At 33.1% G+C, this 12,776-nt stretch carries 10 protein-coding genes; 2 read left to right on the top strand and 8 right to left on the bottom strand.

Going from position 1 to position 12,776, the window contains the following annotated elements; genetic code table 11:
• Positions 1–7: 7 nt before the first annotated feature.
• The 4 genes from AB3G34_RS14350 to AB3G34_RS14335 all read right to left on the bottom strand — a co-directional run bounded on the left by AB3G34_RS14350 (position 8) and on the right by AB3G34_RS14335 (position 5,686).
• Entirely contained in the window at positions 8–2,497 is a 2,490-nt protein-coding gene (locus tag AB3G34_RS14350) for a TonB-dependent receptor domain-containing protein (RefSeq protein WP_369752850.1), read from the bottom strand.
• 149 nt (positions 2,498–2,646) lie between these two features.
• Positions 2,647–3,399, bottom strand: a complete 753-nt coding sequence (locus tag AB3G34_RS14345) for a LytR/AlgR family response regulator transcription factor (RefSeq protein WP_369752849.1) — start codon at positions 3,397–3,399, stop codon at positions 2,647–2,649.
• Positions 3,396–4,454, bottom strand: coding sequence for a sensor histidine kinase (locus AB3G34_RS14340; RefSeq protein ID WP_367772715.1), 1,059 nt, complete (start codon positions 4,452–4,454; stop codon positions 3,396–3,398). Before AB3G34_RS14340 ends, AB3G34_RS14345 begins: the two co-directional genes overlap by 4 nt.
• Before the next feature lie 278 nt (positions 4,455–4,732).
• Positions 4,733–5,686 carry a sugar phosphate isomerase/epimerase family protein gene (locus tag AB3G34_RS14335; protein WP_367772713.1) on the bottom strand — a complete coding sequence of 318 codons (954 nt, stop codon included), beginning with the start codon at positions 5,684–5,686 and terminating at the stop codon, positions 4,733–4,735.
• A 341-nt stretch (positions 5,687–6,027) separates the two neighbouring features.
• Here AB3G34_RS14335 and AB3G34_RS14330 point away from each other — a divergent pair, with 341 nt between their 5' ends.
• The gene (locus tag AB3G34_RS14330) at positions 6,028–7,323 is read left to right on the top strand and encodes a tetratricopeptide repeat protein (protein ID WP_369752848.1); all 1,296 of its coding nucleotides are present in this window, start codon (positions 6,028–6,030) and stop codon (positions 7,321–7,323) included.
• Positions 7,324–7,584: 261 nt separating this feature from the next.
• On the opposite strand, the gene AB3G34_RS14325 is transcribed toward AB3G34_RS14330, so the two are convergent.
• The 3 genes from AB3G34_RS14325 to AB3G34_RS14315 all read right to left on the bottom strand — a co-directional run bounded on the left by AB3G34_RS14325 (position 7,585) and on the right by AB3G34_RS14315 (position 11,274).
• Positions 7,585–8,268, bottom strand: coding sequence for a HupE/UreJ family protein (locus tag AB3G34_RS14325; protein WP_369752847.1), 684 nt, complete (start codon positions 8,266–8,268; stop codon positions 7,585–7,587).
• Between the two features lie 420 nt (positions 8,269–8,688).
• Positions 8,689–9,789, bottom strand: coding sequence for an acyltransferase family protein (locus tag AB3G34_RS14320; protein ID WP_369752846.1), 1,101 nt, complete (start codon positions 9,787–9,789; stop codon positions 8,689–8,691).
• Positions 9,790–9,903: 114 nt separating this feature from the next.
• Positions 9,904–11,274 (bottom strand): Gfo/Idh/MocA family protein, encoded by a 1,371-nt coding sequence (locus tag AB3G34_RS14315; RefSeq protein ID WP_369752845.1) that lies wholly within the window; start codon positions 11,272–11,274, stop codon positions 9,904–9,906.
• A gap of 344 nt (positions 11,275–11,618) precedes the next feature.
• On the opposite strand from AB3G34_RS14315, the gene AB3G34_RS14310 reads away from it, so the two are divergent.
• Complete coding sequence (locus AB3G34_RS14310) at positions 11,619–12,038, top strand: DUF2452 domain-containing protein (protein WP_369754109.1); 420 nt, start codon at positions 11,619–11,621, stop codon at positions 12,036–12,038.
• 124 nt (positions 12,039–12,162) lie between these two features.
• Here AB3G34_RS14310 and AB3G34_RS14305 read toward each other — a convergent pair whose 3' ends face one another.
• Positions 12,163–12,639 carry a cupin domain-containing protein gene (locus AB3G34_RS14305; protein WP_369752844.1) on the bottom strand — a complete coding sequence of 159 codons (477 nt, stop codon included), beginning with the start codon at positions 12,637–12,639 and terminating at the stop codon, positions 12,163–12,165.
• Positions 12,640–12,776: the final 137 nt, after the last annotated feature.

Genomic DNA, 12,776 nt, shown 5'->3' with positions numbered 1-12,776 from the left:
TATTTTCTTATTTCATTGCTGGCATACCACCACCTTGATTGTTTTGTTCTCCTTCTTTAAGATCATCATTATTGATGCCTTTCTTTTTAGCTCCAGTGAATTTCATGGAACCAAAATTATAGCTGAAGGTAAGTCCAAATGAACGGATTGGGAATTTAAAGGTACTGCTTTGACTGAATCCCTGTCCGCTTGAAACTTGTTTAAATTCTAATTCTTTTTTGAACGGAGATACTATATTAACACCAAGTGATGCGGCTTTATTCCAGAATTGTTTTTTGACACCAAAAACCATTAGATTAAAAGCAGGACTGGTTCCTTGAAGTGTTTTCTTAGACGAATTTTGGATTATAAAAGCTTCGGCTGCAATGTTGTTTTTTAATTGCAATGTAGCACTTACAAATGCGGAATATTGAATGGATGTTCCATTACTTGATTGCTCTAAGCTGTAAATTCCTGTTGGATCTGGCTTGTAAGTAAAAGCATTAAAGTTACCACGTAGGGTTAAAATTTTAAACGGATTTACAGATCCAAAAAAGCTCATTCCAAATGATTTATTGCTTCCAATATTTTGATAATTTGTAATTGTTCCCGTTTCGTCTTGCAATGGTGTTGCAATGCCTTCAATTAAATCGGCAGTGTATTTATAATAAGCCGAAATGTTAAGTGTGCGCTTTTGTGAAAAGGTAGAATACCCTAGTTCTACAGTTTGAGAAATTTCAGGATCCAGTGTTGGATTTCCTTGTGTTTGTGCTTGAATATTTGATTTATTGATAAACGGGTTCAAGTAAGTAAGGCTTGGTCTTGAAATACGTTTGCTATAAGTCAGTTTTAATGATGCTGATTGTGATAATGCTTTTTGTAAAGTAAAGCTAGGAATAAAGGTTCCGTATTTTATTGTAAATGGATTCAAATCTGTTTGTAGCTCATTTGTAGGATCGCCTTTGATAGCTGTATTTTCAAATCGTGCCCCCGCCATTACCGTAAAACCTTTAGGCAAAGTTACCGTTCCCACGGAATAGATTGAAGTAACATCTTGATTGTAATTGTATAAATTAGAACTAATAGGGTCAAAAACAAATGCGTTTTGACTGTCTGGAACATAATTTTGAAAATCACTTGAAATCCTTCTGGTGATTGATTTACCACCCGCTTCCAGTTTGAATTTTTCGGTTACTGGTAAAGTATAATCTAATTGTAGGGTGTATTCATTGTTAGCTCCGTCATTATTCGCTTTTTGGTTGGTATAAAAACTAGAGTATAAATTTTGATAATTAGTTTCTACAATGCTGTGACTCCATTGTGATGAAAAGGTAAGTTCATGTCCTTCTTTTGAGAATTTATGAGCATAATTTAGATTCCAATCAAATCCTCCAAATGCATTTTTAGAACTGCTTTCTCCTTTATAAACACTACTATTTGAAGCATTCATATAATCAGTAAATTGATTATCATTTGTACCTTTTCGCTCAAATCCTCCCTTATTATATCTAAATGTAGTAGTCAAACTATTGAAAGTATTAAAATCATATCCAGCGTTTACGGATGCTAGTAAACCGCTGCGTTTTACTTCGTTTATGCCTTTGGTAACTTGCAGACTTTTGGCTGAACTATTGTCAAAAGCTTGTGTTGATTCAGATGATGATTCTTGTGGCCATCCATTGTTGAATCCAACATTTGCCGAAAGGCTGAAACGATTTTTGTTGTAATTTATATTGGCATTAAAGTTATTTTGTCTCGTACCAATACCACCACTTACAGATCCACTTACACCCGAAGTGCTTTTTTGTTTAGTAATAATGTTTATGATTCCTGCAGATCCTTCTGCATCATACTTTGCCGAAGGCGAAGTAACCACTTCTATGTTTTTAATCTGGTCAGCAGGGATTGTTTTCAACACATCCGCAAGGTTGGCAGAAGTTGCTCCTGATGGTTTTCCGTTGATTAATACACGTACATTTGCGTCTCCACGAATCGATACATTTCCATTGATATCTACATTTACCATAGGTACTTTTTGCAATACATCAGTAGCATTACCACCACCAGCTGTTAGGTCTTTTTCTACGTTGTAAACGATTTTATCAATTTTATTAACTACCTGTTGTGCTGTTCCTACAATTACCACTTCTTTCAAAGTATTCGATTCAGGACTCAAGGCTATTTCACCAATTTCAAAATCTAATTTTGCATCAGTTGTAGTTATTTCTTTAATAGTCTTGTCTTTGTAGCCAATAAATGAAATGGTAAGGGTATAAGTTCCAACTTGAATTTCATTTAATTTAAAGGTTCCAGAAGCATCGGTCAAAGTACCAGTTAAGGGTTTGTCTAAATTAATTTTAGAAATGCTTATAGAAGCATAATCTACTGGAGCCTTTGTTATCGAATCGATGACAGTACCAGTTATTTTACCTTTTAAACTGGATGTACCTGTAAAAGTTTGTGACTGTACAGCTATGGCAGAAAAAAGCAACACGGTGAGCAGGATAATTTTTTTCATTTTTAAGATATTTTAAGTTCTAAATCTCGGAGAATCGTTTTAATCAATTCGTTTAGATTCAGTACAAAGCAATATCTTAATAGGAACATATACCAGCACATTCGACAGAGAGACCGAGAACGTCGACGGAAGTTTAGTATTTTAAAAATTTAAGACCACCCTTGGAAGAATGCTATAAAATTCTCTTTGTATTGATCTGTTACCGTAATAGTTACTTTATCTATTTGGACAGAATTTTTAGTGGCTGATTTTATTTTGTCCAAAGACACAATGAAAGATCGGTGAATGCGCATAAATTTATTTGAGGGCAGCTTTTCTTCAAGAGATTTCATACTGGTTAAAGACAATAAAGGCTTGTCTTCACTTAGTCGATACACTTTTACATAATCTTTCATGCTTTCAATATAAATGATATCGTCTAGCGCAATTCGTACAAGTTGGTATTCAAATTTTAGATAAATGTAAGCTACTTCGGCTTCGGGAATAGGAGGGCTAAATTTTCTTATTTCCTGTTCTGGATTTCTAATAAGTTCAAAATATCCAAGCGCCTTTGCAACCGATTTATTGAAATCAAGAAAACTAAAAGGTTTAAGGAGGTAATCAAGAGCATCTACTTTATAGCCGTCAAGCGCATATTGATCAAAAGCAGTTGTAAATATGATTCTTAAATTCCCTTTTACACGGTATTGTTCTACAATTTTAGCGAGTTCAATTCCATTGATGTCGGGCATTCTAATGTCAAGAAATAATAAGTCTATATCTTGCTCATGAATTGTTTTTAATGCTTCAATGGCATTCGAAAATTGTCCTATTAACGACAAGGAAGGTGATTGCTCTATGTATGAAACTATAATTTGTAGCGCTAGCGGTTCATCATCAACCGCAATACATTGTAATATCATGAGATTTGTAATTTTAAGGTTACACAGTATTCCTTTTGAACTAGATCTTCGGTGGTTGTCAATTCATACTTGTTTGGATATATTAGATCGAGTCTTCTGCGGGTGTTGACTAGCCCAATTCCGTTACTTTCTTCTTTACTTAGTGTTTGATTTTCGAATATAGAATTGCGAACTTCAATTTGTATAGATTTTTCCGACTGTTCAATACCTATGTAAATATAACTTGGATAAATCCCGCTAATTCCGTGTTTATAGGCATTTTCGATAAAAGGTAAAAATAGCATTGGCGCAACTTCTACATCTTTTATGTTTTTTGGTTTATCAAATATTACCTGCACTTTATCCGTAATTCTCAACTCCATCAGTTTAAGGTAATCTTCTACAAAGTTTACTTCTTTACGTAGCGTAGTTAGATTGTTTTTGGTATCATACAATACATATCGCATCATGTGAGATAGAGTATAAATGGCTTCACGTGCAGGATTATTTTCGGTACCCGCTAAGGCATAAATACTATTTAGGATATTAAAAAAAAAGTGTGGGTTGATTTGGGATTTTAGAAAAGAGAGTTCTGAAATGACTTTCTCCTTTTCCAGATTTTGGCGCACTTGTGTTTCTGTTTGCAGTTTTTTGGCCACACTTATTACGGTACTGGCACCCACCATTAGTAAGGTTATTATGATTTCGCTTAAATTTGAAATCAAAGCACCATGCATATTGTCTTTTTTGGATAATTTAAAATGCTGGTTTAAAATAACATCAAGATTTGTAAACGAAGTATACGTATCACTAATGTTTAAAACCAAAACTATTAGAGCGCATATTGCGATAAAAAAAAAGCCGTTCTTACCTTGAAATAAAAGTTTTGGGATAATTATTTTATAAGTGATATAAAACACTAAAATCCATATAAAATACATGAAAGTTTGTTTTAACCAAAATTCTATTGGAAAACTAATATTCATATATAGTGGCATACTTTGAACTATAAGCAGCCCTAAAAAGATCAAAGCTTTTGAAAAAATAGAAATGTCTTTAACTGAAAAAGGTTTCATTTGTTGCAATTTAAAAAATAAATATACGCAATAAATTAAGTCTTAAAATGCAAATCGATGGTTTCCTGTAGAACGCCGATAGAAAGACGTACTTTCTCTAAAGGAAATAAAATACATTGCCATTCATTTTTGAATTTGAGGGTTTTAAGTATCGAATTTAAAAATCAGTTCAGTTGTAAATTAGGACATAGAACTCCATTCGTTTTAAAAAGTCTAATCTCTTTTTATAAAATAAAAAAGAAGCTAAAAACGATCTAAAGTAGTAGTATAAAAATAAATTACAGCGTTTTTAAATAATCGATACTTTTTTTCAAAGCAATGTCAGGCGATTGTACCATATCTTGTTCGACGAAGAAATGCTCAACACCATTTTGTTTTGCGGCTGTAAGTATTGTAGATAAATCTAGCACACCTTCACCACATGAAGTCATGAAAGGAAAAAGACTAATCCATTGGGAGGCATCACCACCATCTCCTGAGAATCTTTTAGCTTCTTTCATATCTTTTATATGTACCATTTTATATCTGTCTTTGTGTTTTTTAAACAACTCAACAGGATCTGCTCCACCAGCAATTGTCCAGTAAAGATCCATTTCAAAAAAGACTAAATTGGGGTCAGTTTGATTAAAAATAATATCCAATGGCATCACCCCATCCACATGGTTTAAGCCATATCCATGATTGTGATAAGCAAAACGGATTCCTGCTTTCTTAGCTTGATCACCTATTATGTTGAATTTTTCAGCTGTGCGTTTATAGTCATCCAAGGTTTTTCTTTCGGCATCAGGAATCGAAGGGAGTACCACATATTTTGCACCTATTAAATTAGCGGCTTCCGCCAATGGGCCCATATTATTTAGTAGTGTATCAAAGTCAGTATGCATAGAAGGAATACTAATTCCATTTGATTTTGCTGCATTATAAAATTCAGAAGCTGTTTTATTAAAGAAACCACTTCCTTTGAATCCTAATTGTGGTGTAACCGCATTCCATGAAGTTTTTGCTTTTTCGGTACTGAATTCATAAGGTCCAAAACACTCCACTTCTTTGTATCCCATTTTAGCTAACATTGCAAAGGCTCCATCAAAGTCATTTTCTAACATTTTAGGGATAGAGAACAATCCCAATCCTACTTTATTGATAAGTGGATTTTTGACAAATAGTTCATTTGCGTTTACGAATGAGGCTACAGAAAATAGGGCAGTAGTTTGAATAAATTGGCGACGTTTCATAAAAATTAATTTAGTATTCTAATTTATTAATTTTTTTTTAAATAAAAATTATATTGTTAATTTAAAACGAATTTAATAAAAACGCACAAAATTATAACAGTAAATTTTAGATGTTTATTTAATTAAAAACTGGCTTTTTGTCAATTTAGCTTATTTTTTTAGGTGGTTTAAGTACTAAATTAGGACTCTCGATTTAGTCATTTGTCCTTTGGTTTTAACCTGATTGTTGGTATGTATAATTATTGAAATTAAATGAGTTAACTTAGGAGCTTATTGCCATAATTTTCCAAAGATTCCAATCCAAGATTACTTTGTTTTCGTATATAAAAAAAACAGAAACCATGCGCATTTTAAAAATCACCGTCCTTTTATTCAGTAGTCTTTTATTTATACAGTGCAAACACAACCAAAAGCAATTGGTTGCCGAAACGTATATCGATAGTTTAATTACTAACTATGGCACTCCAAAAGCCATAACAGATAATGAAAAAGAAATACAATTTTGGCAAAGTCGTATTAACGGTAATGCTTTTGATATGGTAAATAAATCGAGATATGCTGGAAATCTGGTAGCGCGTTTTCATTTAACAGGAGATATTAATGATGTTACAAAAGCGGATAGTTTACTTTTGGATATCGAAAATAAATTTGAAAATAAACAAGCTGGACCCTTTTTGGCGTTAAGCTCTAATGCTATTTTACAGCATCATTTTAAAAATGCTGAAAATTATTTAAAGCAAGCTAAGGCTATTGGAATTAAAAATGCCGAAAGTTATGCGACTACTTTTGACGTCGATTTTGAGTTAGGAAATATAGAAGAAGCCGCGGCAAATCTAGATAAAATGAAAGATCCTAAAGATTTTGGTTATCAATTTAGAAAATCAAAAATGGCACATTATTTAGGAGAATTAGAGGAGTCTATTTCCCGAATGGAAAAAGCAGACAGTCTTGTAGAAAACAATCCAATACTTAAATCGACTGCGCTGTCCAATGTTGGGGATCTTTACACACACGCCGGAAAATTGGATAAAGCACTAGCTTGTTACCAACAATCTTTAAAAATCAATAATTCTGATTTACATAGTTTAATGGGAATCGGATGGATTGCATTGGTAAATGACGGTAAAGATGCCTTGGCTACAAAAATATTCGAATTTGTTCAAACCAAAACAAAATCTCCAGATCCGTTATACAAACTAATTCTAGTGGCACAGCATAAAAAAGATGCAGTTGCCGAAGCCAAATATGCGAAGGAATTTGAGGCAATTGTTACCGACTCTATTTATGGTAAAATGTACAATAAATATTTAATTCAATTGTATACTGGAATCCTTAAAAACCCTGGTAAAGCAGAGGCTTTGGCTAAAGCCGAATTACAAAATAGAGCTACGCCACAAACGTATTCTTGGTATGCATTTGCCTTATTGAACAATAACAAAATAGACGAAGCAAACGCAATCTATAAAAAACACATTTCTGGCAAACCATTGGAAGCATTGGAACTTTATTATATGGGTAGGCTTATGGAAGCAAGCAAAAAAGGCTATAATGCCACAGCATTTTTTAAAGCCGCTAATGAAAACTTCTACGATTTGAGTCCAAGTATTGGCAGGGATTTAGAATCTAAATTGGAATAATTTGCGCTAAGCAAAACAGGTTTTTAATAATAAAGGAGATACTAATTTACATCATTAGTATCTCCTTTTTGTTTTTTAGTAAATCGAATGATTTAAGTAACACTCATTTTTAGAATTATTTATTCGTCATGGATTTTAATAATCTGAGCTAACTTGTAAAATAAGTGATTGTGGAAGGTGATGGATTTGTATAGAAGTCACTTTTTAATAGCTTTTATGTCATTATCTATGTAGAAACAACATGCTTACAATAAGTTGGTATTAGCTAAAGAATATGCGTTCGATAGTCCAATAGGTTGCAATTAGGAATATGGCCGCAGATACAGGAATTACAATGTATTTGCGATAATATGGCTTATCGCCAAAGAATTTTGCTAATAAGAAATAGGCTAAAACAATTACTGAAATTTGCCCTAACTCTACGCCAACATTAAACATCAGTAGCGAAGTTAAAAAAGATTCTTTGGGCAAACCCAATTCGCTAAGAACACTTGCAAATCCCATTCCGTGAATTAATCCAAATAGAAATACAATTCCTATTCGGGTCTTTTTTAATTGTTTGGATAAAATATTTTCCATCGCAACATACATGATAGAAATCGCAATGATAGGTTCTACAATATAACTTGGCGGATTAATAACTTGATACATCGATAATCCTAAAGTAACTGTATGCGCAACGGTAAATGCCGTTGCTTGCATCAACACAGGTTTTAATTTAGGACTTAGTAAAAACAAGCTGAGCACAAATAGAATGTGATCTATACCAAGTGGGATAATGTGTTCAAAACCCAATTTGATGTATAGAAAAACCGTGTCAGTGGCCGACATGTCTTCTAAATCGACTATGGCAACATGGGCATTGGCTTTAGTGGCAGTAAAAAGAGTAAGTAAAAATAAAAAAGCAATCGTTACATATTTTTTGTTGAAAAGGGGATTCTTCATTTTAGTACGGTTTTGTATGTCTAGATACGTAATTTAGTAAAGGTTTGGTTTTTAGAAAAGCCGTATTTTAAAATTTATTTAAAAGATAGGTTTATTACTAAAATTGGAGTTGAGGTTAAAAGTAATAAAACTTGGAATTTTTTTTCATAACTTTTGGGTTAGGTGGGATAGGGGTTTGGCATCATTTTAAAAGGAGGATACCTTTTATAAAAGAAGTGTTACCGAATTGGATGTCTTTTTTTCCTAAAATCATTGTAGAAGTTGTCAAACGACAAAAATTCCCCTTTTATACTTAAACGTGCTAAAGTCTTGATTTCACTATGGCCTAAAAACAAAAAAGACCTTACATTGCTGTAAAGTCTTTTTTATTATTAAAAAGATTCATTCTCTATTTGTAATTCTTCAAATAGTGAAAATGAATCAAATCTTGATATAAATTTTATTTCGATTTAAAAAATAACCCACAATCCAACAAGTCAGCAGAATGGAAACAGCAAACCCCAAAGAACCCATATAATCCCCAAGAGTCGCCACAAAAACATTCTCTGCAATCCAATCATAGGACGAAGTGTTTTTTATTTTAAATTGATAAAGCGTGATTACAAGCAATTCCGAAAGGAGGTAAATAAACAATGGATTTTTACCTAAAACGTCAAAAAAGAAAGTCCATTTGGTCTTTTTTAAGATATCCAATAGGTAAACCAATACTGAAAGGATAATGAGGTCGAGACCAATAGTAAGCACAACAAAGGAACTGGTCCATAATTTTTTATTTATGGGTAAAAAAGAGTTCCATCCTACGGCAATTATAATTAAAACGATACCAGCAAGAACCATTTTCATAATGGTATTATAATTTTGACCGCTTTTTTGAAGAAACGAACCCGCAAGATAACCACCAATAACGTTTACAATAGCGGGAAGGGTACTAAGCAAGCCTTCAGGATCAAATGCGATTCCGTCACCATGATACATATGATTTGCTCCAATTAACCAAGTATCTAGTTTTAATACTGCATTTCCTTCTAGCGTGAGATCACCAAATGTATAGAGCAAAAATTGATAAGACAGCAGTGCGATGATACTAAAAATGATTGCTCCTTCGGTTTTCCAAAAGCGTAAAATAATAGCGCCAAAAAAATAACACAAAGCAATTCTTTGCAGGACACCAAAAATCCGCGTATCACTCAAGGGTTTCAGTGCGCCATTTTCAAAAAACGGAAACCAATACATTAAAAACCCAAGTAGAAAGAGTAGTACTGTCCGTTTTAATACTTTAGTTAAAAACACTTTATTAGATAAATGGCTGTATTTATTCATGCTTAAACTAATTGAATTCCCTACAATAAAAAGGAACGTAGGAAAGACCAAATCAGTAAGTGTAAATCCATGCCATTTGGCGTGCAATAAGGGGGCAAAAGTAGTGGCACTTTTCCCTGGAGAGTTAACAATGATCATAAGGGCGATATCTAGACCCCTAAAAATGTCTAATGATAGGTATCGTTTTTTTTGTAGTTCCATGTAGGTTTTATTTTAGAAAGGGACTGTTTGTAACTTTTTCAAGTAGTGAATTAATGAAATGTTTTTAGTAATGGCTTTCTCTAATGAACGACTGGAGATAAGCCAATTTAACCTTTATAAGGCCACCTTTTCTGTAGAACCTTTCAAACGGCTTTTTTCGGCGGTAAACCCAATAATATGACTTTCCACTGAGGCGTCTATAGAGGAAGATAGTAAACCTGCATTTTGTTGCGATACGGCTTGTATCCAATCGGAAACTAAATTCCAATCGCCTCCACCGTGGGCATCACTGTTTTGTTGCCATTCGGTTTTTTCGCCAGTTAAAAAGTTAGTTAATGTAAATTGCGACATATCCCCAACAATATCTCCATGACTTCCCATGACACGGGTGCGTCTTCCTTCATAAGAGGTAAACGCTTCCATGCTAAATGCTGCTGTAACGCCATTAGAAAATTGAAGGTTGGTCGTGTAATGATCGGGTTGGTCGTTGTCCATTTGGTACACACAACGGCCGTAATTAGTAGTTTTCAGGCGATCTAATATAGCTTCTCCTTGTTTTTCTACTTCGGTAGGAAGATCAAATACATGGGTTCGTTGTCTGTCTCGGTAGTAAATTTTCAAAGCACTATAAGGGCATTCTTTTTCGACCGCACATCCATCAGTACATCGAGGTGTTGCGCCTACAGGAGTATTTTCTTTTTTAAACCATTTTAAGTCGCCAAAAGCCGTTATTTTTTCACAAGAACTACTTACTAACCATCGTAAAATATCAAGATCATGGCATGACTTGGCCAGAATTATAGGCGTAGTTTCTTTACTATTGTGCCAGTTGCCGCGTACATAACTGTGTGACATATGGATATGTTGAATCGGTTCGAGATGTTGAATACTAATTAGTTCTCCAATTGATCCTTTTTGGATGAGCTCTCTTACTTTGATGAAATAAGGAGAATAACGCAATACATGGCATACCGCCACTATACGGTTTGTTTTTTTGGCTAAAGCCAATATTTTTCTGCATTCTTTTTCTGTGGGTGCAATTGGTTTTTCTAGTAAAATATCGTAACCCATTGAAAGTGCTTTCATGCAAGGCCCATAATGCAAATTATCGGGTGTTGAAATGATGATGGCATCAGCAAATTTAGGACGTTTAAAAACATCCTCCCAGGTTACAAAACAATTTTCAGCAGGAATACTGTGTTTTTCACTATAGCGTTCTTTTCTTATATCAATTGGGTCTGCAACTCCTACAATTTTTAAATGTTCTGGATATTGTATGGCATAATTACCATATACATTACCACGATTTCCAGCGCCTAGAGTAATAGCGGTAACTGGTTTTATTGGAGCGGGATATTTTTTTGGATCGGGAAGATGCAATCGTATCGATGTTTCTGCAAATCCATGTAAAGGCATAGTTAATATACCTCCAGTAACAAGCCCTAAAGTTTTAAGGAGATTTCTTCTTGAAAGTGCTTTTCCCATTTCAAATATGTTTTTAGTTTATAGTTTCAATTGATACGTTTGTTATTAATTCCACAGAAATTAATTCTAATTATCCTGTAATTAATTAAATAACTGTTAAATATAAATAAAAAAACAAAACCCAATACAAATTATTACTGGTAACCAGTGAGATGTTATTCAATGTCTTTGATTTTTAAATCAGTAATGAACATTGATCATCTATTTTTCGAAAGATGTTTCAGTCAAATTCAGAAAATAAAAGCAAGGTGAATTAAATAACAGGTCTATTATTTTTTTGTTTATCTTTGCGTATAAATTGTTAAACAAAAAATAATAATCATTTTAAATTAAAGGAGCAGATGTTGAAAAGTAAAATACCTGATAATGTTGTATACTCAGTTGATGAAGGATTTAATGCTAATATTTTGCCTTATGGCACTAATGTGGGTGCTCCGGTAATTAGAGTAGATGATGTAGTTTCTTGGAAAAGTAGGGGTGTTGATAACGTAAATAAAGAGCTTGGCAATAAATTTAACGAACTCAAATTACAATATCAAAAGTTGATGGAAGAATACGAATGGAACGAGTTAGTCTATAGTGCTAAGTTCTCCTTTGAGCCCGTTATTGGTGAAATCTATCATTTATATCGCGATGGGGAAGGAGTCAACTTCTTGTCATTGATAAGCCCACAAGAATGGAATAAAGAACATATCGGTACATTTAGATTGAATAGTAATAAGAAATGGATTTTATTAAATGGTGATAATGCTGGGGTTTATTAAATCCTAAAAATAAAATAGACCTAACTTGCTGTAAAGTCTTTTTAAAAAGCTCCGCTTATTATAAAATTTAGCGAAATTACATTTAATAATCACTTAAGTTAATCCCTATCAAAATTGAAAACGGTTAATTCTTCTTCAACATTCTAGCTATACTATCATAATAATCTTGAGAAAGGACTTCAGTCCAAGTTGTAGGTTGAGAACCACCGTATAATGCCAAATAAGTAACATCATTTTCTTTAGTTGATGAATGCCAATGCTCAATATCCTTATCACAGATAATTACATCTCCAACCTTAAGAATTATAGCCTCTTTACCTCTTTCTTGATAATACCCTTCTCCTTCAACAATAATGATAACTTGCGATGTTGCATGTTTATGCCAGTCTAATGTCGAATTCGCTTTAAAAGAAGCTTTGGTAATATTATAATTAAGATCCCCATCTGCGCGCAGTAGACTGTTTAACCATGCTTCACCTATGTAATGTGTATTTGGAGCTTTCATCCCTGCCACTTTATATGAGGCTATCTTGTATTCTGAATTTTGAGTAAATCCTAAAAAAGGGATAATTATTAGTATTAAAATTATAATTTTTTTCATAGACTAATTTTTAGAATTTAAATGTAAAAAAAAAGTTGCATTATAAAGGTATAATCTCTTTATAATTATAAGTTGCGCTACTCTACATAACGAAGTCTAAACAAATACATAAGTTATAAAAACAAAAAAGACCTTAC

Source organism: Flavobacterium sp. WC2409, from assembly GCF_041200085.1.
Classification (GTDB): domain Bacteria; phylum Bacteroidota; class Bacteroidia; order Flavobacteriales; family Flavobacteriaceae; genus Flavobacterium.
This window is presented reverse-complemented; position numbering and strand designations above follow the sequence as displayed.

What these genes read in the sequence shown, in the direction of transcription:
- AB3G34_RS14330 (WP_369752848.1), top strand. Translation starts at nt 6,028, where the DNA reads ATGCGCATTTTAAAAATCACCGTCCTTTTATTCAGTAGTCTTTTATTT.
- AB3G34_RS14340 (WP_367772715.1), bottom strand. Translation starts at nt 4,454, where the DNA reads ATGAAACCTTTTTCAGTTAAAGACATTTCTATTTTTTCAAAAGCTTTG.
- AB3G34_RS14315 (WP_369752845.1), bottom strand. Translation starts at nt 11,274, where the DNA reads ATGGGAAAAGCACTTTCAAGAAGAAATCTCCTTAAAACTTTAGGGCTT.
- AB3G34_RS14305 (WP_369752844.1), bottom strand. Translation starts at nt 12,639, where the DNA reads ATGAAAAAAATTATAATTTTAATACTAATAATTATCCCTTTTTTAGGA.
- AB3G34_RS14335 (WP_367772713.1), bottom strand. Translation starts at nt 5,686, where the DNA reads ATGAAACGTCGCCAATTTATTCAAACTACTGCCCTATTTTCTGTAGCC.
- AB3G34_RS14320 (WP_369752846.1), bottom strand. Translation starts at nt 9,789, where the DNA reads ATGGAACTACAAAAAAAACGATACCTATCATTAGACATTTTTAGGGGT.
- AB3G34_RS14345 (WP_369752849.1), bottom strand. Translation starts at nt 3,399, where the DNA reads ATGATATTACAATGTATTGCGGTTGATGATGAACCGCTAGCGCTACAA.
- AB3G34_RS14350 (WP_369752850.1), bottom strand. Translation starts at nt 2,497, where the DNA reads ATGAAAAAAATTATCCTGCTCACCGTGTTGCTTTTTTCTGCCATAGCT.
- AB3G34_RS14325 (WP_369752847.1), bottom strand. Translation starts at nt 8,268, where the DNA reads ATGAAGAATCCCCTTTTCAACAAAAAATATGTAACGATTGCTTTTTTA.